Source organism: Daejeonella oryzae DSM 19973, from assembly GCF_000422945.1.
GTDB classification, from domain to species: Bacteria; Bacteroidota; Bacteroidia; order Sphingobacteriales; family Sphingobacteriaceae; genus Daejeonella; species Daejeonella oryzae.
Genome location: NZ_AUHA01000002.1, coordinates 363221 through 386435, shown reverse-complemented (window position 1 = coordinate 386435; position 23215 = coordinate 363221). Strand labels below are relative to the sequence as shown.

Annotated in this window: 26 protein-coding genes; 9 read left to right on the top strand and 17 right to left on the bottom strand. The window is 38.3% G+C overall.

Features of this window, described 5'->3' with window-relative positions:
* Positions 1 to 383: 383 nt before the first annotated feature.
* The 5 genes from gcvH (at position 384) to G521_RS0101950 (ending at position 4388) form a co-directional block, all read left to right on the top strand.
* The gene (gcvH, locus tag G521_RS0101970) at positions 384 to 773 is read left to right on the top strand and encodes a glycine cleavage system protein GcvH (RefSeq protein WP_026897016.1); all 390 of its coding nucleotides are present in this window, start codon (positions 384 to 386) and stop codon (positions 771 to 773) included.
* The gene (locus G521_RS0101965; RefSeq protein WP_026897015.1) at positions 773 to 1168 is read left to right on the top strand and encodes a VanZ family protein; all 396 of its coding nucleotides are present in this window, start codon (positions 773 to 775) and stop codon (positions 1166 to 1168) included. Before gcvH ends, G521_RS0101965 begins: the two co-directional genes overlap by 1 nt.
* A 201-nt stretch (positions 1169 to 1369) precedes the next feature.
* Positions 1370 to 1585, top strand: coding sequence for a FeoA family protein (locus G521_RS0101960; protein WP_026897014.1), 216 nt, complete (start codon positions 1370 to 1372; stop codon positions 1583 to 1585).
* Between the two features lie 3 nt (positions 1586 to 1588).
* On the top strand, positions 1589 to 3703 hold the full coding sequence (feoB, locus tag G521_RS0101955) for a ferrous iron transport protein B (RefSeq protein WP_026897013.1): 2115 nt from the start codon (positions 1589 to 1591) through the stop codon (positions 3701 to 3703).
* A 73-nt stretch (positions 3704 to 3776) separates the two neighbouring features.
* Positions 3777 to 4388, top strand: coding sequence for a SprT-like domain-containing protein (locus G521_RS0101950; protein ID WP_026897012.1), 612 nt, complete (start codon positions 3777 to 3779; stop codon positions 4386 to 4388).
* A 4-nt stretch (positions 4389 to 4392) separates the two neighbouring features.
* Here the strand turns inward: G521_RS0101950 and G521_RS0101945 are convergent, their stop codons facing one another.
* The 14 genes from G521_RS0101945 to pdxA all read right to left on the bottom strand — a co-directional run bounded on the left by G521_RS0101945 (position 4393) and on the right by pdxA (position 18316).
* Positions 4393 to 4956, bottom strand: a complete 564-nt coding sequence (locus G521_RS0101945; protein WP_026897011.1) for a hypothetical protein — start codon at positions 4954 to 4956, stop codon at positions 4393 to 4395.
* A gap of 35 nt (positions 4957 to 4991) precedes the next feature.
* Positions 4992 to 5570, bottom strand: a complete 579-nt coding sequence (locus G521_RS0101940) for a PepSY domain-containing protein (protein ID WP_026897010.1) — start codon at positions 5568 to 5570, stop codon at positions 4992 to 4994.
* A gap of 35 nt (positions 5571 to 5605) precedes the next feature.
* A complete protein-coding gene (locus G521_RS0101935; RefSeq protein WP_026897009.1) occupies positions 5606 to 7588 on the bottom strand; it encodes an alpha-ketoacid dehydrogenase subunit alpha/beta in 1983 nt (660 codons plus the stop codon).
* Between the two features lie 107 nt (positions 7589 to 7695).
* On the bottom strand, positions 7696 to 9078 hold the full coding sequence (locus G521_RS0101930) for a LutB/LldF family L-lactate oxidation iron-sulfur protein (protein WP_026897008.1): 1383 nt from the start codon (positions 9076 to 9078) through the stop codon (positions 7696 to 7698).
* 177 nt (positions 9079 to 9255) lie between these two features.
* Positions 9256 to 10857, bottom strand: a complete 1602-nt coding sequence (locus G521_RS0101925) for a M28 family peptidase (protein ID WP_036677996.1) — start codon at positions 10855 to 10857, stop codon at positions 9256 to 9258.
* An 18-nt stretch (positions 10858 to 10875) separates the two neighbouring features.
* Positions 10876 to 11310: a ribose 5-phosphate isomerase B gene (gene rpiB / locus G521_RS0101920; protein ID WP_026897006.1), complete on the bottom strand. Its 435-nt coding sequence runs from the start codon at positions 11308 to 11310 to the stop codon at positions 10876 to 10878.
* 57 nt (positions 11311 to 11367) lie between these two features.
* On the bottom strand, positions 11368 to 12249 hold the full coding sequence (gene tatC / locus G521_RS0101915) for a twin-arginine translocase subunit TatC (RefSeq protein ID WP_026897005.1): 882 nt from the start codon (positions 12247 to 12249) through the stop codon (positions 11368 to 11370).
* A 73-nt stretch (positions 12250 to 12322) separates the two neighbouring features.
* Entirely contained in the window at positions 12323 to 13663 is a 1341-nt protein-coding gene (gene accC / locus G521_RS0101910) for an acetyl-CoA carboxylase biotin carboxylase subunit (RefSeq protein WP_026897004.1), read from the bottom strand.
* 91 nt (positions 13664 to 13754) lie between these two features.
* Positions 13755 to 14231: an acetyl-CoA carboxylase biotin carboxyl carrier protein gene (gene accB, locus G521_RS0101905; protein WP_026897003.1), complete on the bottom strand. Its 477-nt coding sequence runs from the start codon at positions 14229 to 14231 to the stop codon at positions 13755 to 13757.
* Positions 14232 to 14310: 79 nt separating this feature from the next.
* On the bottom strand, positions 14311 to 15297 hold the full coding sequence (locus G521_RS0101900; RefSeq protein WP_026897002.1) for a beta-ketoacyl-ACP synthase III: 987 nt from the start codon (positions 15295 to 15297) through the stop codon (positions 14311 to 14313).
* A gap of 21 nt (positions 15298 to 15318) precedes the next feature.
* Positions 15319 to 16257 (bottom strand): phosphate acyltransferase PlsX, encoded by a 939-nt coding sequence (gene plsX / locus G521_RS0101895; protein ID WP_026897001.1) that lies wholly within the window; start codon positions 16255 to 16257, stop codon positions 15319 to 15321.
* 101 nt (positions 16258 to 16358) lie between these two features.
* Complete coding sequence (gene rpmF, locus G521_RS17975; RefSeq protein ID WP_081675001.1) at positions 16359 to 16550, bottom strand: 50S ribosomal protein L32; 192 nt, start codon at positions 16548 to 16550, stop codon at positions 16359 to 16361.
* Between the two features lie 21 nt (positions 16551 to 16571).
* On the bottom strand, positions 16572 to 17105 hold the full coding sequence (locus G521_RS0101890) for a YceD family protein (RefSeq protein WP_026897000.1): 534 nt from the start codon (positions 17103 to 17105) through the stop codon (positions 16572 to 16574).
* A 155-nt stretch (positions 17106 to 17260) separates the two neighbouring features.
* A complete protein-coding gene (pdxA, locus tag G521_RS0101885) occupies positions 17261 to 18316 on the bottom strand; it encodes a 4-hydroxythreonine-4-phosphate dehydrogenase PdxA (RefSeq protein WP_026896999.1) in 1056 nt (351 codons plus the stop codon).
* Positions 18317 to 18487: 171 nt separating this feature from the next.
* Here pdxA and rsmA point away from each other — a divergent pair, with 171 nt between their 5' ends.
* From rsmA to G521_RS0101865, 4 genes are all read left to right on the top strand, one after another.
* Entirely contained in the window at positions 18488 to 19267 is a 780-nt protein-coding gene (rsmA, locus tag G521_RS0101880) for a 16S rRNA (adenine(1518)-N(6)/adenine(1519)-N(6))-dimethyltransferase RsmA (protein WP_026896998.1), read from the top strand.
* Between the two features lies 1 nt (position 19268).
* Positions 19269 to 20201, top strand: a complete 933-nt coding sequence (locus tag G521_RS0101875; protein WP_026896997.1) for an NAD(P)-dependent oxidoreductase — start codon at positions 19269 to 19271, stop codon at positions 20199 to 20201.
* 106 nt (positions 20202 to 20307) lie between these two features.
* The gene (greA, locus tag G521_RS0101870; RefSeq protein ID WP_026896996.1) at positions 20308 to 20781 is read left to right on the top strand and encodes a transcription elongation factor GreA; all 474 of its coding nucleotides are present in this window, start codon (positions 20308 to 20310) and stop codon (positions 20779 to 20781) included.
* 66 nt (positions 20782 to 20847) lie between these two features.
* Complete coding sequence (locus G521_RS0101865; protein ID WP_026896995.1) at positions 20848 to 21261, top strand: HIT family protein; 414 nt, start codon at positions 20848 to 20850, stop codon at positions 21259 to 21261.
* 8 nt (positions 21262 to 21269) lie between these two features.
* Here G521_RS0101865 and ruvC read toward each other — a convergent pair whose 3' ends face one another.
* The 3 genes from ruvC to G521_RS0101850 all read right to left on the bottom strand — a co-directional run bounded on the left by ruvC (position 21270) and on the right by G521_RS0101850 (position 23149).
* Positions 21270 to 21875, bottom strand: coding sequence for a crossover junction endodeoxyribonuclease RuvC (gene ruvC, locus G521_RS16255; RefSeq protein WP_051189378.1), 606 nt, complete (start codon positions 21873 to 21875; stop codon positions 21270 to 21272).
* Between the two features lie 112 nt (positions 21876 to 21987).
* Positions 21988 to 22452, bottom strand: coding sequence for a hypothetical protein (locus G521_RS0101855; protein WP_026896994.1), 465 nt, complete (start codon positions 22450 to 22452; stop codon positions 21988 to 21990).
* 259 nt (positions 22453 to 22711) lie between these two features.
* A complete protein-coding gene (locus tag G521_RS0101850; RefSeq protein ID WP_026896993.1) occupies positions 22712 to 23149 on the bottom strand; it encodes a hypothetical protein in 438 nt (145 codons plus the stop codon).
* Positions 23150 to 23215 lie beyond the last annotated feature (66 nt).

The following is a 23215-nucleotide window of genomic DNA, read 5'->3' as shown; positions in this document are numbered from 1 at the left end:
TAAAAGAAGAGAAGACGGGATATTGGAGTTTATTGCATATTATAGTATTTTACCTGCGCTTATTTTATTAGTAGCTTTTTTAAGAACTCTGGTTAAGTGAGCAAGCAAATCATTCTAAAAAGGTCTAATTACTTAGGCAGCGATTACTACTGAGTTAACGGAGATTGTGAGTGGTGCAGCTGCATTGAGTAACGCATAATTAACTTATTAACATTTTAAAAACCTTTTCCTTTCCGGGAAAAGGTTTTTTTGTTTTAAGATTCCGGGTATATCAAATACGTGTATTTGTAAATACTTTGCCTTAATGTAATAGATTATCTTGATTCTCAATTCTTAATTCAAATATCTTATTCTATTTTTGAGCAACCAAAATAATAAACGCAATGAATTTCCCATCCGAATTAAAATATACGAAAGATCACGAATGGATTCGTATCGAAGGTAATGAAGGTAAGCAGGCCGTTATTGGCATCACAGAATTTGCCCAGCATGAGTTGGGAGATATTGTGTATGTAGATATCAATACAGTTGGCGAGCATATTAACCATGATGATGTTTTCGGTACCGTAGAAGCGGTTAAAACTGTTTCAGACCTCTTCATGCCGGTTAATGGTAAGATAATCGAGTTCAATAAAAAGTTGGATACGAACCCAGAACTTGTAAACAGTGATCCGTATGGTGAGGGCTGGATGGTAAAAATTGATTTAGCTGATAATGCACAATTAGATTCGTTGCTTTCTGCAGATGAATATAAAGAACAGGTTGGCGGATAATGCTTAACACCTTAAGATATCAGTACCTGGCTATTATCTGGGCAGTTATTGTTCTTATTCTATGTGATTTACCAATCAGTAATAACACAAAAATTCCCGTATTCGAAGGTTTTGATAAACTGGTTCATACGGGATTTTTCTTTGTGTTAACGGTTCTGTTATTTTACGGAAAAATAAGACAACAATTGAGTTATACCTATCGTACTATAACCATATTGAAAATACTTTTAATAACCACATTTCTGGGTGCCGCTATTGAGATGCTTCAATATTATATATTCACGTATCGCTCGGCCGAATGGTGGGACTTTTTTGCGGATATGACAGGCGTAGGAATGGGAATATTCAGCTATATTTTTTTACACAGAATTCGATTCAATGAAAAATTATTGTAAAATAATCGGCGTTTTTTTATTCATATCCACGCTATCTTCCTGTAGCATATTCAAAAAAAAATGCGATTGCCCGCGGTTTTATAATTCTGGCGGTTTGGGAAGTAGTTCTCAAATAAAAATGACGAAGTAATTTAAATTAAATGATTCTTCTTATTTGGATTTAATTTAAATAAGCTTATTTTTGGCTCAAGTAAAAAGAACATGAAGCTTTCGCAACTAGAACCAGGTCAATCTGGTGTGATAAAAGAATTTACTGATCTTGAAATGTCAGTAAAATTAATGGAGATGGGATGTTTACCCGGTGAATCTATTGTTGTTGAACGATATGCACCTCTTGGCGATCCGATGGCTATCAGAGTATCCGGTTATCAATTAAGCCTTCGGAAGCTGGAAGCTTCTACAATTATATTGCAATAAATTTTGGAAGGCGATCTTAAAATTGCTCTTATTGGTAACCCCAATTCCGGAAAATCTACTCTTTTTAATATTTTAACCGGGCTTAACCAAAAGGTTGGTAATTTCCCCGGCGTTACCATTGATAAGAAAACGGGTTTTTGTAAACTTCCCGATAACCGTATTTCTCAAATAATTGATCTTCCCGGAACGTATAGCTTATATCCTAAAAGTCGGGATGAAGTGATCGTTATGGAAGCTTTGGCAGATAAAAAAAGCGCCATTCATCCGGATTTGATCATATTTGTAGCAGATGCCTCCAATTTAAAACGAAACTTACTTTTATATACCCAGATTGCTGATCTTAAAATTCCGGTCATTATTGCCCTGAATATGATGGATCTGGCTAAACGTTCAGGAATTGAAATTTCTTCAGATGCCTTGGCTCTCAAATTGGGTGTTCAGGTAGTTCCAATATCCGCCCGAAACAATGATGGCATCAGCTGCCTGAAACAGGCAATTTTAAATTCCTCAAAAATTCCATTGCAGGTAGATTCTATTGAAGTGGAGTCGCTGGCACCTGAATTAATACGGAAAATTCAGAAGGAGCTGCAAGTTGATTTGCCTTATGTTGCTCTGCAGCTGGCACATCAGCATGAACAATTAAGCTTTCTTAATGCGGATGAAAATAAACGAATAAGCGAAATTGAGAATGAATTTGCGTTTCATTCGCAAAAAACTCAGGCTACCGAAACTATTGCCCGTTATAATTTTATTAACGATGTTCTTTTTGATACCATAAGTTTTAAGGCAGATGCCAAGCTCGAAACCATTAGTAACCGGATTGATAAAGTTCTTACTCATAAAATTTTCGGCTTTATCCTATTTGCAGTCATTCTATTCCTGATATTTCAATCCATATTTGCCTGGTCAGAATATCCAATGGGATTAATTGAGCAGTTATTTGTCTGGCTGGCCGACACCGGAAACAGCTTACTGCCCGAAGGTGTGTTACGAAGTTTGCTTATTGACGGAGTTCTTGCAGGCCTAAGCGGAGTGTTGATTTTTATTCCGCAAATCGCCATTTTATTCGCTTTTATATCTATTCTCGAAGATACGGGCTATATGTCCAGAGTTACCTTTATGATGGATAAGATCATGCGTAAGGTAGGTTTAAACGGAAAATCTGTAGTTCCTTTAATAGGTGGTCTGGCTTGCGCAGTTCCTGCCATTATGAGTGCCCGAAATATTGAAAACTGGAAAGACCGCATGATTACGATCATGGTAACTCCGCTGGTTGCATGCTCGGCACGTTTGCCTATCTACACATTGCTTATATCTCTGGTTGTGCCTTCGAAAAGTATCTGGGGTTTTATAAATCTGCAGGGTGTTGCTTTAATGTCCTTATATGTTTTTAGTATTATCAGTGCTGTTGTAGTGGCCTGGGTGATGAAATATATTTTAAAATCGCGTGAGCGTGGATATTTTATCATGGAATTACCGGTGTACCGGATGCCCAGGTGGAATAATATTCTGCTGACGATGTACGAAAAAGTCAAAACTTTTGTATTCGAAGCTGGTAAAGTAATTATCGCTATTTCAATTATTCTTTGGGTTCTGGCATCCTACGGCCCGGGCGAGAGGTTTGATACTATTGAAAAAAAGTTTGAAAGTGATTTATACACGCAGAAATATACTCCGGCAGAACTGGATCGCTTAATAGCCTCAGCCAAGCTGGAAAATTCTTATGCAGGTGTTTTGGGAAAATCTATTGAACCCGCTATTAAACCTCTGGGATTTGACTGGAAAATAGGCATTGCGCTGATCACTTCCTTTGCAGCCCGCGAAGTATTTGTGGGTACGATGGCTACAATTTATAGCGTGGATGCAGATGACAAGCATTTGGAATCTGTAAGGCAGAAAATGCAGAGTGCCCGAAATCCGGATACCGGCCTGCCTGTTTTTACCACCGCAGTTGCATTTTCACTGATGATTTTCTATGCTTTTGCCATGCAATGTATGAGCACAGTAGCCGTCGTGTACCGTGAAACAAAGCACTGGAAATGGCCGACTATTCAATTTGTATATATGACCGGACTCGCTTATGTAGCAAGTTTTATAGTTTACCAGACTCTTAAATAAATTGCAATTTTGCTTTTTTAAAATCTTATGCTTTATTTAACGTTTGCACGTTAGTCATTCAGGTTTATAAAAATTGGATAAAATAGTCATTCTCGAAAAATATCTTCCGCCAGAATGCGCACCCATTGTAGCACGCTGGATTGATTATTTTCAATGTGAGTTTAAAGTTTCGCGTAACCGTAATTCTAAATACGGCGACTACCGTCCGCCATTTAAGGATGCGGGTCATCGTATTTCTGTTAATTACAACCTTAATCAATATGCATTTCTGGTAACAACGGTTCATGAATTTGCACATCTTCATACCTGGAATGAGCATAAGCGGAAAGCAAAGCCGCATGGCAAAGAATGGAAACAAAATTTTAAACGGATGATGCGACCATTTTTTGATAAAAATGTATTTCCGATGGATATTAATAAGGCTATTATTTCCTATCTGGAGAATCCCGCAGCTTCCAGCTGTTCTGATCCTAATTTATTCAGAGCATTGCAGAATTATGACAGCAAGCCCGAAAATGTAATCACGGTAGAAAGCTTACCTGTAAACAGCTTGTTTCAAATGAAAAATGGCCGGGTTTTCAGGAAAGAGATGCAGGTAAGAAAACGTTTCCGCTGCGTTGAACTTAAGACAGGTGCAGTTTATTTATTCAATCCTTTGGCCGAGGTAATGCTGATGGGAGCATAAACAATTAATTTTTCCATCCCCATGGAGCGGATGGATTTGCTGTTGCTTTAGTCAAATCAAACCGTACCGAAAATAAACGGTCAGAACCAATCCGTCTAAGGTTATAAGTAAAGGATTTTTCATCCAGCGTAATCCACCATACATTATTTGAAGCCGCAGGAATCAGATCAGCAGTTTCCTGATCAGCAGCGAAAAACTGGATATTAGTCAATCCTGAATTTGTTGTTTTTCCGCCGTATTGCGTGATTTTATCTTCAGTTCCATCCTCATGACGATGATCATGCTTAAGTTGGATTCGATCATTCTCATAAGTTAATATCCAGGTTCTGGATTTATCATCTCCTACAAAAAACGGAATGCGAATTCGGTTTTCATCACAACTGCGAACATGCATTACTAATTTCTTACCTCTAAAATCATCGTTTGCAGGCCCTTCAGTTATTTCACCTTCAAAGGATTTACCACAATGCTTTTGAAGATTTTTCCAGAATTTTTGTGCTCCGGATTGGTCCTGAGCCACTGTACTTAGAGAAATTAAAAACAATAGAACAGAGAATGTAAATTTCATTTTGTATAAAGTTTAAATGAGATTAAGGAGTTTCACTAATCAGGAGCAGTTTTATTTCTCATCCGTTTAGGTCCATACCATAGCCAAAAACCCGTGATTGTAAATATTAGTAAAGCAATTCCCATTACAGTAGTATAAACCAACTTTATTTGCCCGTTACTGGTATTGAAATAGGAATCGAGAATTGAGCCGTCATGAATATTTTCAATAAGGTCTGCACGGCGGTTTTCTATATGAAGCAATTTACCGGTTACCCCATCCAGCTGAATGCCCCAGTAACCTTTGGAAAATACAAATTTCACCATTCCCTTATCTTTTCTGATATCAATTCTGTCAAGTTCCTGTGAGAGGGTTTTTGATATGGAGTCAATAAATATTTTGCCTGCATTTTTATGAAGACTGTCAATGGAAAGCCAGTCTTTTAATTCGCTGGAAGTCCCCTGGTAAGATTTGGCAAGAATGATTCCACCGCTGTGTTTTTTCCAGCCCAGAAACAATCCGCTAACTGAAATAATAAAGAAAAAAACGAACAGCAAGGCTCCCGTGGTACGATGTATTTTCCTGGCGATTCGCAGAATTTTTGCCTGGTTCTGTCTGTGTTTTTTATCCTGCATATGTATTTGTCAAATGTGCCCGAGAGCTTAATATTTTAGTAATTCATCAGTCTCTCCACGGTTTCTGCTAAACGGCTTTTTGCCAAAAAATTATCTTCCAAACTTTTGTTCATCGGGATGGCTGTATCCAGACTGGCGCAACGCATAACAGGCGCATCCAAAAATTTAAAGCAATGCTCGGCTATATGAGCGCTGAGTTCGGCACCGAAGCCATTAGTTAACGTATCTTCATGTAAAATCAAAGCCCGCCCTGTTTTTTTAATTGATTTTTCTACAGCTTCTTTATCCCAGGGCTGCAGGCTTCTTAAGTCGATTAAATCTGCGGAAAGCTGCGGATTGTTTTTGAGATATTCCATAGCCCAGTGAACTCCCAGGCCATAAGTAATAATGCTGAACTGCCCGCCTTCTAAAACGAGTTTTGCCTTTCCAATCTCAATAGTGTAATAGTCGTCGTAAATTGGCTCTGAAATTCCGCGGTAGAGATATTTGTGTTCAAAATACATTACCGGATTCGGGTCATCAATGGCAGCAAGAAGCAAGCCTTTAGCATCAGAAGGAAATGCCGGGTATACAACTTTTAGTCCGGGAGTTTTGGTAAACCATGCCTCATTGCTTTGAGAATGAAAAGGTCCGGCACCTGTTCCGGCACCTGTAGGCATACGTATCACCACATCTGCTTTTTCGTTCCAGCGGTAATGAGTTTTGGCCAGGTTATTAATAATCTGATTAAATCCGCAGGTAGCGAAATCTGCAAACTGCATTTCCATAACGGCTTTATATCCGTTTATTGAGAGACCTAAGGCAGCTCCAACAATCGCAGACTCGCATATTGGAGTATTACGCACTCTTCCTTTACCAAATTCCTCAACAAAACCCTGAGTTATTTTAAAAGCCCCGCCATATTCGGCTATATCCTGACCCATGATTACCAGATTAGAATGTTTTTGCATTCCTTGTCTTAAACCATCACTTATCGCATCCAGGTATCTTTTGTCAGATTTCTTATTTGTATCTGCCGGAAGAACCGACTCAGCAAAATATGGAGCATACATATCTGCAATCTCTTCTTGCTGGTTGAGTTCAATTTCCTTTTCCAGAAATACCTGCTCAACATCATGTTCAATACCCAGTTTAAAATCTGCTTTTATCTCGGTAATTAAATTTGGACTGAGTACGTTTTCACTTAGTAAATATTCTTCAAAATTTTTAACCGGATCTTTTACGGCCCATTCCTCAAATAACTCCTGAGGCACGTATTTGGTTCCGGAAGCTTCTTCGTGTCCACGCATCCGGAAGGTCAAACATTCTACAAGTACAGGTCTTGGATTTTTCCGGATTTCTGCAGCAATCTCATTAATGGTATGATACACTTCCAGTATATTATTGCCATCTATAACCCGCCCCTCCATGCCATAGCCAATAGCCCGGTCGGCAAGTGTTTCGCAGCGGTACTGTTCATTGGTAGGAGTTGATAATCCATACCCGTTATTTTCTATTATAAATATCACCGGAAGGTTCCAAACTGAAGCCACATTTAAAGCTTCGTGAAAGTCGCCTTCGCTGGTTGCTCCTTCGCCGGTAAATACAAGCGTTGCCTTTTTATCTTTCTTCAATAAATCCGCTAACGCGATTCCATCTGCCAGCGCAAGTTGCGGCCCCAGGTGTGAAATCATCCCAACGATTTTAAATTCCTGAGTTCCGAAATGAAAGGAGCGGTCACGTCCTTTTGTAAAACCTGAGGCTTTTCCCTGCCATTGACCCATTAAACGGGACAAAGGAATTTGCCGGCTAGTAAAAACACCCAAATTACGATGCATGGGCAATATATATTCATCCGGTTTCATGGCCAGAGTAGTTCCCACGGCTATGGCTTCCTGACCGATCCCGGAAAACCATTTGCCAATGCGGCCCTGCCTCAGCAGAATCAGCATCTTTTCCTCGATCATCCTGGGCTTTAACAGATTTTTGTATAAGCCTAATAAGGTTTGATCATCCAGGTTTTTGCGGTCGAAATTCATGCCGGTAAACATACAGATTTTTCAAAGCTTCGAAAATTGATTCCGTGTTTTTTGAGCACGGAATAGCCCGATAATCTTAATATCTGTGATGACTGAAAATATCTGATCTATTGTTCCGGATTTTCTTCTTTCCAGGTTTGACTAAATGATTTGGGAGCAACTTTAGGTATTGCCCGGTTTGTTCCGTAGCTTTTTCTGAAAAGGAATTTTAAAAGTCTGTTTTTCCACGAACCAGAAAGCATATCCATCATTTTACGTTTCATCATTCCGGATTTCCATCCTTTCCAGGTGTAGACTTCTTTTTTGGTTACAAATCCCTGCTCCACAGAATCACGCCTGTTAAGCAAAAGCATTTTATGTATATCTATTTTAACGGGGCAAACTTCAGAGCATTTACCGCATAAGCTTGAGGCAAAACTTAAATGTTTAAAGTCTTCCATTCCCTGCATATGCGGAGTAATTACAGAACCAATTGGACCGCTGTATGTACTTTCATAAGTATGTCCGCCAATATTTTTATAAACCGGACACGCATTGAGACAAGCGCCGCAGCGAATACAGTATAAGCCTTGCCGCTGATCTTTTTGAGCCAGTAAATTGGTACGGCCATTATCTAAAAGAATCACATACATTTCTTCAGGCCCATCCGTTTCACCTTCCTGCTTTGGCCCGCCTAAAATAGTGTTATAAACTGTTAAATTTTGCCCGGTGCCGTGTGTAGAAAGCAATGGCCAGAAAAGGTCAAGGTCGCTCATTGAAGGAATGATTTTCTCAATACCAACCACTGCGATATGTATTTTAGGAAATGTAGTCGTTAGCCTGGCATTTCCTTCATTTTCAGTCAGTGCTAAACTTCCTGTATCGGCAATCAGAAAATTGCCGCCGGTAATTCCAACATCTGCTGAAGTATATTTTTCGCGTAAAAGTTCACGGGCTTTTAATGTTAATTGCTGCGGAGTAGCGTCAGTCGGAGTGCCAAATTTTTCGTTAAATAATTTAGCGACATCCTCTTTGCTAAGGTGCATGGCCGGAGTTACAATATGATAGGGCTTTTGTCCCAGCAATTGCACAATATATTCTCCAAGGTCACTTTCCAATGTTTCAATGTGGTTACCTTCCAGGAATTCATTCAGGTGAATTTCCTCAGTAACCATTGATTTGGATTTGATAACAGATTTTGCTCCTGCTTTTTTAATGATATTCAGTATTTCGGCATTAGCTTCTTCGGCCGTATTTGCCCAGATTACCTTACCGCCTTTGCGCTGAAAATTGGCTTCAAATTCCGGAAGTAATTTATCCAGGTTTTCCATCACTTTCCATTTTATGACATGGGCTTTCCGTTTAGAATTTTCGAGGTTAGAAAATTTTAAAAGGCCGCGTTCAACGGCGGCATCATATTTACCAATGTTGTAATTGATAATTCGGCGATGGTCAAGATCGAATGCTTTTTCAGCTGATTCATTCAGAAATTCCGAGGCGTAATTGGTCATTAGGCGAATTTAGCTATTTTGATGAGAAGCAATCCTTAAAACTTTATTAAGCTGCAAAAATTGTGAAAACCTGAGAATTTATGAAAGGTATTGTAAATCAGATTGATTATAAAACAGTAGAGAAACTGATAAAATCTGATTCAAAAAAAATCCCCTGATCATCTCAGGGGATTTTTATTATCTGGTTGCAGGCATGTCATTTTTAACATCTACAGCTGGCCGGCTTTCGCGATTTGCGAGATCCCAGCCCGTATAATATACTAGTTGGGCACGTTTAGCAAGCAATGGGAAATTGATCTTGTGAACTTCATCACTTGGCTTATGATAATCTTCGTGCACGCCATTGAAGTAAAAAATAATTGGAATACCGTGTTTGGCGAAATTGTAATGATCAGAACGGTAATAAATACGCTCCGGATCTTTAGGATCATTGAATTTATAATCAATGGTCATTTTAGTATAAATAGAATTTGCGTTTTCGCTGATTTTGTGTAGATCTGAACTTAACTTATCAGATCCGATGAGGTAGCAATAATTTGCCGAATCAGCTTTTCCTTTATAAGCAGTTCCTATTCTGCCGATCATGTCGATATTCAAATCGGCAATTGTTTTATTCAACGGGAAAACCGGATTTTCTGAGTACCACTCAGAACCTAATAATCCTTTTTCTTCTCCGGTAACGGCTAAAAACAGAATGCTTCTTCTTGGTCCTTTACCGGCCTTTTTGGCTTTGGCAAAAGCACGGGCAATCTCGATAACCCCGGTAGTACCAGATCCGTCATCGTCAGCTCCATTATTTACTTTATCGGTGCCACTTTTAGTTAAACCAATATGATCATAATGAGCAGAAAATACAAGCACTTCATCTTTCAGATCAGTTCCCGGAAGAAAGCCCATAACATTCATGGCTTTAACATCTTTTGACAGCTGACCAAATGCAGTACTGAAGTTGGTTTTAACAGTTTGCGTTTTAGGTTCAGAACTGTTATCAATTGATGACTTTAACGTTTCATAATTTAAGCCTGAATTCTTCAAAATCATATCCGCTACAGAAACCGGGATATTTACAACAGCAGCTGCGTTTGCTTTAGCATCCGGAGCCTTTTCCTTCTTTAGGGATAAGCGGCCTCCTGCTGATTTAAAATATTCGCCGTTTTTCTCAAGAATTTCCGCTACATCCGGACTTGCAGCCAGTATAAGTGATGGATTTTTGCTTTGAATATATTGCAAACGCTTGCGTCCTTTGCTCCAGTCAGAATTATCAGCAGATTTTGTAACTGCCGAAATACCATTTTTTACAGGTTCACCTTTGTTAATGAACAGAACAACTTTACCATTAATATCTGTGTTTTTTAAATCGCTGTAATTTTCAGAATCAATTCCGTAACCAATAAAAACCACTTCAGAAGCATTTATCGCTTTAGTATCAGGTGTTCCTGAGAAGTAGAAATCTTTACCAAAAGTAAGGGCTGTGCCGTTGATGTTGAAAGATTTTACCTCAAACAGGTTTTCAACCAGACTTACGTTTTGAAAGTAAGAACCATTAACCGGAGCTGTTAATCCTAATTTTTTAAACTGAGCAGCTATGTAATTGGCGGCTTTTTCTGCGCCGGGTTTACCGGTTTCACGACCTTCATACTCATCGGAAGCCAGTATACTTAAATGCTTTTTGGCATCTTTAGCAGTAATTTGTTTGGCAAATTTTTGTGCACGGGGATCCTGTGCGAATGCAGGTATGGAAATCCACAACGCTAGTATCCAGAGGAACTGTTTTTTCATTATTTAATTAGATTTAGTTTAACAAGAGATTTTATCAACACGATTGCCATGTCTTCCGCCTTCAAATTCTGAAGTCAGAAACTTTAAAGTAATGGCCTCAGCAAGTTCAGGGGAGGTAAACCTTGCCGGGATGCATAGCACATTGGCATTGTTATGATTACGGGCAAGTTCGGCAAGTTCCTCATTCCAGCAGATTGCAGCACGAATTCCGGCATGTTTATTTGCAGTCATGGCCACTCCGTTTGCGCTTCCGCATATAAGAATGCCCAGATTATATTCTCCATTTTCTACAGCCTGCGCAACCGGATGGGCGAAATCAGGATAATCAACAGAATCTGCGCTGAAGGTTCCGAAATCTTTAACCTCGTAATCCTTCAAAAGATCATTGAGTAATTGCTTGTAATCGAATCCTGCATGATCAGCACCAATAGCAATGGATAATTTTTTATTCATGATTGTAAATGTATAATTAATCGTACAAGCTAAACGTAAAATTTTAGAGATATGGTGTTAAATGCTTTTTTCGAATTCTAATTCAGCCTTCTTTTTATTCCTTTCTACCCTTGCAGAAATTCCGATACTTAACTCATACAATAAGAATAATGGGAAACTTACTGTGAGCATGGTTAAAATATCAGGTGTTGGAGTTACTATTGCTGCAATAACGAGAATAATAACGGTGGCATAGCGGCGTGAAGAACGCATAAACTTTGGCGTCATTATACCCAGTTTTGAAAGGATAAAAATTACGATAGGCAGTTCAAAGATCAAACCCGATCCAATAGTTAAGGTAGCAACCGTAGAAAAATATGAATCGATAGTAATCTGATTCTGAATTACATCACTTACATTATATCCAGCCAGGAAACTGATTGAGAGTGGTGCAATTACATAATAACCGAATAAAATACCAATCAGAAACAGTAAGGTAGCATAGAACGTAAAGCCGCTGGCTGATTTTCTTTCTTTATCATGCAGGGCCGGTTTCACAAAAAGCCATATTTCAAAAAGCAAATAAGGAAATCCCAAAACGATACCAATCATCAGCGAAGAGTTTAGTTGTAATGTAAACTGGCCGGCCATTTCGGTATTAATAATATTGAACGGGATTTTAGTAATGCAGAAATCAGGACCCAGATCAAATCTTTCGCTTAAGGCACACATCATCCGGTAAGTCCAGAAATCTGTACTCTTTGGTCCCATGATGATCTTATCAAAAATAAAATCATAAAAGGTGAAAGCAACCCCCATAAAAACAATTATTACCAGTGAGGCTCTGATCAGATGTTTTCGCAAAACATCTAAATGGTCAAAAAAAGACATTTCGGCTTCAAGGCTTTTGCCTTTTTCTTTTACGGCCTTAACCAGGCTGTTGCTTTCTACTTCGCTCATATTGTTAAAAACAAAAATACCATTCTAATTGATTTTAGAATGGTATCTACGGTTTATTTTGTTTTATAGATGCTTATTCTGTAAGATCAAAACTCTCCATGAATTTGGTGGTGAAATTACCTGCACGGAAATTCGCATTTTTCATCAGTCGTAAATGAAAAGGAATAGTAGTTTTAATTCCTTCAATAACAAATTCGCTTAAAGCACGCTCCATCGTACAAATTGCTTCTTCGCGGGTTTGTGCCACGCAAATCAGCTTCGCAATCATTGAATCGTAATTAGAAGGAATCTGATAACCGGCATAAACATGAGTATCTACACGTACTCCGTGTCCACCCGGTGAATGAAACTGTGTAATTTTTCCGGGACAAGGACGAAAGTTATTGAACGGATCTTCCGCATTAATACGGCATTCAATGGCATGCATGGTTGGTTCGTAATTTTTTCCTGATATCGGAATACCGGCGGCAACTTTTATTTGTTCTTTAATCAGATCGAAATTGATAACCTCTTCGGTAACCGGGTGTTCAACCTGGATACGCGTGTTCATTTCCATGAAATAGAAATTACGGTGTTTATCTACCAGAAATTCAACAGTTCCGGCGCCTTCGTAATTTACGGCTTGCGCTCCTTTAATAGCTGCAATACCCATTTTTTCACGTAACTCGGGAGTCATGAATGGGGAAGGTGCTTCTTCAATTAATTTCTGATGACGACGCTGAATAGAACAATCGCGTTCAGATAAATGACAAACTTTGCCATACTGATCTCCGATCACCTGAATTTCTATATGACGCGGATCTTCCACATATTTTTCAAGATAAAGACCATCATTACCAAAAGCTGCGGCAGATTCCTGACGTGCCGAATCCCATGCGGGTTCGAACTCCTCATCGTTCCAAACAATACGCATTCCGCGGCCACCACCACCGGCAGTAGCTTTTAAAATAACAGGATAACCAATTTCAGCGGCAATCTTAATTCCGCTTTTAATATCTGTTAACAATCCTTCAGAACCCGGAATAGTTGGAACTCCGGCCAGTTTCATCGTTTCTTTAGCAGAGGCTTTGTCGCCCATGCCGTTGATTTGTTCTGGCGTAGCACCAATAAATTTGATTCCGTAATCGCGGCAGATGGCAGAAAATTTAGAATTCTCTGAAAGAAAACCGTAACCGGGATGTATAGCATCTGCGTTGGTTAATTCGGCTGCAGAAATTATATTGGGAATATTTAAGTAAGAATCTTTACTGGGTGGCGGGCCGATGCAAACAGCTTCATCGGCAAAACGCACGTGTAAACTATCGCGGTCGGCAGTAGAATAAACTGCTACTGTTTTAACACCCATCTCTTTACAGGTACGGATTATTCGCAGTGCAATTTCACCCCGGTTGGCAATAAGTATTTTTTTAAACATAGTTTTTGATTTGAAAACCTGAAAATTTGGCAAACTGAAAATGAAGAAATAGGTAATTTAACTTCAAATAGTCAAACTGGGTATCTTCAAATTAAATAGGCTCTACCAAAAATAAAGGCTGATCATATTCTACCGGACTTGCATTATCTACTAACACTTTAACAATTCGACCTGAAATTTCAGATTCGATCTCGTTAAATAACTTCATCGCTTCGATAATACAAACCACCTGTCCTGCCTTAATCTCATCGCCAACATTAACAAATAATGGCTTATCCGGGCTGGATGAACGGTAAAACGTTCCGATCATCGGAGATTTAATAGTGAGGTATTTTGAATCATCAGAAACAGGAACCAGCACTTCCTTAGCTTCTACCGGAGAAACCGGAGGAGCGGCATGTGCTGCAGGTAAAACCTGTGCTGCTGCCGCAGGAACGCTAGCCGTAACATAAGTTGGTGCCTGATTGGTTTTTATGGTAATTTTAAACTCTTTCTGTTCAATAGAAACCTCATTTACTCCAGACCTGGAGACAAACTTAATGAGATCTTGAATTTGTTTAATATCCATTTTATGTGTTTTAGTATAAAAAAATTAAAATTTAGCGATCTAAAATTATAATAAAAATTTTAACAAAGGCTCTGATTTTTTAGTAAGCCCATTTAAGGTATACCGATCCCCATGTAAAACCACCGCCAAAGGCAGCAAGGATAACATTGTCACCTTTTTTCAATTTGCTTTCCCATTCCCACAAACAGATAGGAATTGTACCGTTAGTAGTATTCCCGTAACGCTCAATATTGATCATTACTTTGTCAGAGCTTAAACCCATGCGATTGGTAGTGGCATCAATAATCCGCTTATTAGCCTGGTGAGGCACAAGCCAAGCCACATCATCAGGACCTAAATTATTTTTCTCCATAATCTCGGCAGCAACATCGGCCATATTCGTTACAGCAAATTTGAATACTGCCTGTCCTTCCTGAACTAAATAATGTTCGTCATTTTCTACGGTTTTGGATGTAGCAGGATGCAATGATCCGCCCGCTTTCTGGAATAAGTATGAACCGCCGGATCCATCACTTTTCAGTATGGAATCCTGTACACCATAGCCTTCGGTATTTGGTTCAAGTAGAACTGCACCGCATCCGTCGCCGAAGATGATACAGCTGGTACGGTCTTTATAATTGATAATTGATGACATTTTATCGCCACCAACTACAAGAACTTTTTTATGCTTTCCCGATTCTATAAACTGCGATCCGGTTGATAAACCGAACACAAAACCTGAACATGCGGCATTTAAATCATATCCCCAGGCATTTACAGCTCCAATTTTATCAGCCAGAACATTTGCTGTGGCCGGAAAAGGCATATCAGGGGTTGTAGTACAAAAAATGATAAGGTCAATTTCTGAAGCTGAGATGCCTCTTTTTTTAAGCAATCCGTTTACAGCATGTACGCCCATATCCGAAGTTGCAAAATCACCTTTGAGAATCCGGCGTTCTTTAATACCTGTCCGACTGGTAATCCACTCATCGTTGGTATCAACCATGCCTTCCAGCTCTTTGTTAGTTAAAATATAATCGGGGACGTAAGCGTGAACCGCGGTTATTGCAGCATGAATCTTATGCATACAGAAAAGATTTGGATGAAATTATTTAAAGGCCTCTTTGATCTTATCAACTAAATTGGTTTCGATCATGGTTCGAGACAATAGTACCATATTTTTTATAGCCTCGGGACTTGAAATTCCGTGGCCAATTAATACCGGGGCATTTATTCCCAAAATAGGGGAGCCTCCGTATTGTTCATAATTAAATCTATCGAAAAACTGGTCTTTAAAACCTTTTTCTACAGTTAAAACGTAAAATGTTTCAGCTAGTTTTAGAGTTACATTTCCGGTAAATCCATCACATACAATTACATCAGCCTTATCATTAAAAAGGTCACGACCTTCGATATTACCAACGAAATTAATTATGGGACATTCTTTCATTAAAGGGAAAGTAGCCTGAGTAAGCATATTGCCTTTTTCCTCTTCTTCGCCCAAATTCATTAAGGCAACTTTTGGATTAGGCATTTTATAAATATGCTCTGCATATAAGCTTCCCAGAATTCCAAATTGAAGAAGAACATCGGGTTTACAATCCGCATTGGCTCCAACATCCAGAAGAATGCCAAAACCGCTTTTTGATTTGGGGATATTGCTCGCAATAGCCGGGCGTATAACCCCGCTTACGGTTTTAACGCTGAACATAGCTCCAACAAGCATGGCGCCGGTATTTCCGGCAGAGGAGAATGAATCAATCTGACCTTCTTTTAAATATTGAAAGCCTAAACTGATACTGGAATTGGGTTTTTGAAAAACTGCTTTAGTTGCATGTTCTCCCATCCCAATGACTTCGGTTGTATGGACATACTCAAAAACATCCGGATCGATCTGCTGATCGGAAAGTATAGGGAGGATTTGATCCTTATCGCCAAAAAGAACTATTTTTTGATCTGCTGATAAGGCTTTCTGAGCTGCAATTGCTCCCAAAACTGTTGCTTTGGGAGCAAAATCTCCGCCCATTATATCTAAGCCAATTTTCATCTAGATAAATTGTTCCTTATTATATGAAAGTGCCCATGAAATATTAATGAAAATATTTTTTGACGGATTTTCCGCATGGTAATTCATGTCAGAAAATTAACTTATGCTATTGAAGTATTTTCAATAACCATTTTGCCATTGTAATACAGGTTACCATCCACATTGTAAGCACGGTGAGGTAAATGTATTGCACCAGTAGTTTGGCAAGTAGTTAAGCCAGGCGCTTCAGCTTTATAATGCGTTCTTCTTTTGTCTCTTCTAGACTTAGATATTTTCCGTTTTGGATGTGCCATTTGTTCCTATGTATTAATTATTTACTTTTTTATGTTCTTCAACGCTTCCCAGCGTGGGTCGTCATTGTCAGTTTCTTGCTCATTTTCTCCCGAAAGCTCATCGAGCTTCGCAATCATTTCTTTATCACACCATTGGGTATTTCCTTCATCATCACAACGGTTGATATAAGGTACCGAAAGGGTAATATATTCATAGATCAATTTTGATACATCAATCTCGAAATCATTTTTTGTTAACACGACGATCTCATCCGTGTTATCTTCCAAATTTTCATCACCAGAGAATTTAACTATCTGGCGCTCTTCAATACTAATATTTGAAGGATAATCTGCAAGGCAAACATCACAGCTAAAATTAAGCTGACCCTGGATATTAAAATTAAGGATTAATAATGTTTCCTGTTTATCTAATTCCAGATCTGCTTTTAAGTTGCCACTTTTAACCAGCGAATATTCAAATTCTGCAAAAAAAGCATCATTAATTTCAAAATGAAATTCATGTTTGCCCATTTTCAGGCCTGTAAAAGGTATTCTATATTCCTTTAGCGGTTTCAAAGCACTCCAATTAAGCCTGCAAAAATAGGAAAAATAATTTAGTTGGGAATGCTTTTTTTAAAATTGCCTTGAAATTATCAGGCAGGATATTTACCTACTTAGATGCGTTCATTTTTGAGTACGCTTAAAAATTATCTTTATTCTGTTAAAAGTATCTAATCTCTGTCTTTGGTAAACCTGCTTATTTTTAATGGATTGGATGCAAGTTCGGTACTTTCTCTTCTGTGCTTCACAATATTAACAGCTTCGAATATTGCCTCGCGGAAAGAATTTTCAGAAGCTTTATTTTTACCCGCTATATCAAAACCGGTTCCGTGATCTGGTGAGGTTCTTACAACCGGTAAGCCGGCAGTAAAATTAACGCCGTTATGAAAACTAATTTGCTTAAACGGAATCAATCCCTGATCATGATACATGGCCAGCACCGCATCAAATTGTGCAAATGTTTTGTTGGCGAAAAAACCATCTGCCGAATAAGGGCCAAAGGCCATAATTCCCTGTGAATTGGCCTGTTCAATAGCCGGAATGATAGTTTGAAGTTCCTCATTACCAATCAAGCCGTTATCTCCCGCATGCGGATTCAATCCTAAAACGGCAATTTTGGGTTTTTGAATCCAGAAATCCTTCTTTAAGCTGTTATTCATGAGCGTCAGCTTGGAAATAATTTTTTCCTGAGTAATTTTTTCAGGAACTTCAGAAATAGGGATATGCCCAGTAACAACTCCTACTTTCAGATCTTCACTAATCAAAAACATCAGCGAATCTTCAGATCCGGTTTTGGTTTGAATATATTCTGTATGCCCGGCAAATTGAAAATTTTCACTTTGGATGGTATGCTTGTTAATTGGAGCAGTAACAAGTGCATCAATGCTGCCTGCTAACAAATCATCTAATGCTTTTTCAAGTGATAAAAAAGCATATTTACCACCGGTTTCGTTAGCTACGCCCAATTCTATTTTTACATCTTCTTCCCAGCAGTTAATCATATTTGGCCTTTTATCATGAGCCATACCCGGGTTATTTATTACGTTAAAACTAAAGTCGTTAATGGCTAAGGTCTTGCGGTGAAAAGAAGCAATTTTGGTATGACCGTAAACTATGGGGGTGCAATAATCCATAATACGGTTATCCATAAGGGTTTTAATGATCACTTCTAAGCCTATACCATTTACATCACCTACAGAAATTCCGACTTTAATTTTATCACTCATAATTATACATGTTGCAGCTTTGCAGCGCTATTCATTTAGTAAATTTCTGCAAAATAAAGACTTTAATTGACTATTTACTAATTGCTATTAATCGAGGGATTTGAGATTACGGAAAGCCATCATGCTGATTCTCCCGTCAATTTTAACGTAATTTGTAATAAATTATCGCTGATGAGTCTTGTTAAAGCAAAAAAACATCTGGGGCAACATTTTTTAACTGATAAAAATATTGCCGAAAAAATAGTTAACAGCCTGCGGGCTGCGGCAGAGTATAAACAGGTTTTAGAAGTTGGTCCCGGTATGGGAATACTTTCTGATTATTTACTTCAGCAGCAACAGTATGAAACCTATTTAATTGATGTTGATGTGGAATCGTTCCAGTATCTGCAGAAAAAATATCCGCAGCTGGGTGATAAATTAATAAACGGAGATTTCCTGGCACTAAACTTCGCGGATGTGTTTAATGGCCCATTTGGAATTATCGGAAACTTCCCTTACAATATTTCATCGCAGATACTTTTTAAAATTCTCGATAACCGCGATCAGGTTGTCGAAGTAGTGGGTATGTTTCAAAAGGAAGTAGCGCAACGCTGCGCCGAAAAACCGGGAAGCAAAGAATATGGCATACTGAGCGTTTTTCTGCAGGCGTATTATGAAGTAGAATATTTATTTACCGTGAAGGCGGGTGTTTTCAATCCTCCGCCTAAAGTGCTTTCGGCAGTAATCCGCTTAACGCGGAATAAAGTGAAGCAGCTGGATTGCGATGAAAAGCTATTCTGGCAGGTTGTTAAAGCTGGATTTAATCAAAGGCGAAAAACTTTGAGGAATGCATTATCTTCTTTAATCAATAAAGATAATATGGGAGATGATCCAATGCTCGATCTGCGGGCAGAGCGTTTAAGTGTTGCGGATTTTGTTCATTTAACCAACATGATTTCTGAAAATAGATAAGATGCACTCAGGAAAGATTTTAATTGTTGATGATTTGCATCCGTCTTTTAAAGAAAGTGCAGAAAAGTTAGGTTTTACCTGTAATGATCAGCCTAATTTTACCAGGCAGCAAACGCTTGAAGTTTTAAAAAACTATTGCGGTCTTGTGATCAGAACAAAATTTAAAGTTGACGCAGAAGTTATGGATGCTGCTCCAAACCTGAAGTTTATTGCCCGTGCGGGTGCAGGAATGGATAATGTAGATGAGCGTTATGCTGCCTTAAAAGGAATTACGTGCATTAATGCGCCTGAAGGAAATCGCGATGCAGTAGCTGAGCACGCTATCGGAATGCTGCTTTCACTGATGACCAATCTCCGTAAAGGCGATTTTGAAATTAGAAATGGAATTTGGAATCGTGAAGGAAACCGTGGCTGGGAACTTAAAGGCAAAACGGTTGCTTTAATTGGATATGGCAACACAGGTCAGGCCATGGCCAGAAAGCTAAAGGGATTTGACGTAGAAGTAATTGCTTTTGATAAGTATAAATCCGGCTATGGAGATGGTTTTGTGAAAGAGATGAGCATGGAGCAGATAGTAAAGTATGCTGATGTATTGAGTTTTCATATTCCGCTAACCCGCGAAACTCATAAAATGGTGGATGATGAGTATCTGTTTCATTTTAAAAAACCCATATTTTTCATCAATACATCCCGTGGCGAAATTGTTAATACAGCTTCGGTTTTAAAAGGATTACAACAAGGAACAATCATTGCTGCAGGTTTGGATGTGCTCGAAACAGAAAAATTTCCGGCTCTCTCAGAACAGACTTGGTTTGAAGAACTAACCCATAATAACCGGGTTATTTTAAGTCCGCATGTTGCAGGCTGGACTCATGAATCCTATCGAAAAATTTCTGAAGTGCTGGCTGAAAAACTTAAAAATTTGGTTTTCTAATTCTTAAAATATTATCTTCGTATTAACAATTCGCAAGACTATATTGGCGTATGCCGGCATAGTCTTGTTTGTTTTTTATAGAAGTTTAAAACATAATTTTACAGATATGTCGGATGTTACTTATTATACCCAGGAAGGATTAGACAAGCTTAGGGAAGAATTACATTTCTTAAAGACAGAGGGGCGGGCACAGATTGCTAAAGCTATTGCGGAGGCACGGGATAAAGGTGACTTATCAGAAAATGCTGAGTATGACGCGGCTAAGGAAGCGCAGGGGCATCATGAATCTAAAATTTCAAAACTTACAAATGTTTTGGCTACGGCACGTTTAATAGATGAATCTAAACTTGATGTTACAAAAGTACTGGCTTTGTCAATTGTAAAAATAAAAAATGTGGGCAACGGTGCAACCATGACCTATCAGCTGGTTTCAGAGACCGAGGCGGATATGAAAACAGGTAAAATATCTGTAAAGTCTCCTATTGCACAGGGCTTATTAGGGAAATCTGTAGGTGAGAAAGCAGAAATTACTGTTCCTGCCGGTAAAATTGAATTTGAGATTTTAGAAATCAGCAGGTAAACCGGTTGAATTTAAAGTAATACGTTTCTTTCACCACTCACAAGCAATCATCCAGAGCTTAATATTATGGCTTCCATATTTTCAAAGATCGTAGCAGGAGAAGTTCCTGCGCATAAAGTAGCCGAAACAGAAGAGTTTTTGGCTTTTCTGGATATTCAGCCTCTGGCTACCGGACACGTTTTGGTGATCCCTAAACAGGAAACAGATTATCTTTTCGATATCGGGAACGAAACCTATGCCGGGTTGATGCTTTTTTCGAAGATGGTTGCAGAAGGAATCAAGAAAGCAATACCATGCAAAAAAGTAGGAGTTGCTGTGATCGGTTTGGAAGTACCTCATGCACATATTCACCTGATCCCGATGAACCGGGTTGATGATATGAATTTCAGCAAAGAAAAATTAAAACCTAGCGAGAAAGAACTCAACGAAACTGCGGACAAAATTCGCAAAGCTTTATACGGCATTTCTTCAATTCATTAAATCGGATTTTATCCGGCTTTTTTTGTTCCATCTTTTGATGGATTTCCCGAAATACGTTTGTTATTATCCTTAATAAAAGCATCCCATCCAGAGTACGACTTTTTATTTCCGGGGCCTGCTGTCATTTTTTGAAATGAATGGCAAACCGCAACTGCCAGTCCATCAGTGGCATCCAGAAATTCAGGAGATTCTGTGAATTTTAATAATGTTTTAAGCATAGACGCAACCTGCTCTTTAACCGCATTTCCGTTTCCGGTAATAGACTGCTTGATCTTGCGGGGAGAGTATTCAAATATTGGAAGTCCGCGGGATAATGCGGCTGCCATAGCTACGCCCTGTGCCCGCCCCAGTTTCAGCATAACCTGGATGTTTTTTCCATAAAAGGGAGCTTCAATTGACAGGCAGTCCGGATGGTATTGATCAATAAGTGCAACCGTTTTTTCAAAAATATGCTTAAGCTTTGAGGGATGATCATCCAGATGATCCATTTTCACTACTCCCATACAAATCAATTCTACCTGGCTCTTTACTTCTTTTACCAGACCATACCCCATTACGCTTGTACCGGGGTCGATTCCCAGGATAATTCGCTCTTTTGATTTTTCTCTTAGCACCTGGCAATATTACCTGTTTTTAGTATCAGCTGGATAATAAGTTTTTAACTTCTTGTATTAATTCTGAAGCGTTATCCCTGGTCTTCTATGTAACGCTTCGCTATAGGAAAGATTAGGTGTAAATTCTATTGAAGGATTTAATAATCCATTTGCCCTTAACCTTAATTAACACATAATCTGCTATAATACCGGCCCTTTTACAATAAATAGTTAGAGTGCAATTGGATCCAGAAATTTTCAGTTTTTCAAAAGAAACAATCAATTTACTGTAATCAAATTTTTCACCCTTAGGATACCCTAAGGGTTTATTAATATATTTTACAGGGTTGCTATCTACTTTTAGGTTATAATCAGGTTTTATTAAATTATTTACAATTATAAAGACATCCTGACCCTTAACCCCTTCAATAAAAAAAGAATCTAAAACAACCTGGAAAATACGTGTAGAATCTATTCTCTCTAATTGATTTTGTTTTTTTGAATCAGTTCTTTTTGAATTATCTGCATTGCAAAAGCTAAAAAAAATAGAAATTGTTAAGAGCAATAAAATCCGATTTGGGTTTTTATATTTCTTCATGGCCTGATATACATTTGATATTTTACATAATACATTGAAGGCCCGTATTCAACTCGAAAACCAAAGGCTTGTTGGGCAAATTTATATCCATTATCGTTAGGTGAGCCCGAAGCTTTTTCAGGTAAATTGTTCAAATGACGGCTCTAATCCATGAAAAAATGCGCATTGCTCACTGTTGATCCAGGTATTTAATCTGTGCGAATCAACTGAGATTTTGGAAATTGAAGGAAACGTATCAGCATTCAATAATCGGCCTGTATCAATCCATAAGCCAGTTTTGTACCAAATTAACCTGGTAAACTTTAAAAATATTTTTACATTTATCCTTTTCCACGATGAATATTTTATTTTTGAATGGATTTAATATATGAGGCTCTTTTTCCAAAAAGGTTACGATATTTTCCACTTTAATAATGTTCCATTCTTTTGGTATTCGTTTCACTTCCTGATAAGAACAGCAACCCCTGCTTGCCACAACTTCGTTAAAATGAGTAAAATGTAGATCCTTGCGAAAAGAAAAGTTTGTGTTATTTATGGTATAACCTCTAATACCATTGTTTCCTTTCCATGCTTCTATTTTATATTTAGCTAGTTTAAGAAAAAGATAATTTGAAGCCTTTAACTGTGCTTTTGAAGTAATCTGAATAAAAAGGAATAATAATAAAAGACATATTTTTAGACATTTTGTATTTCTCATCTTTGTTAATATCCTCTAATTTTTAAACGCGTAATATCAGATAATATACCGATAAAATTATTTTCT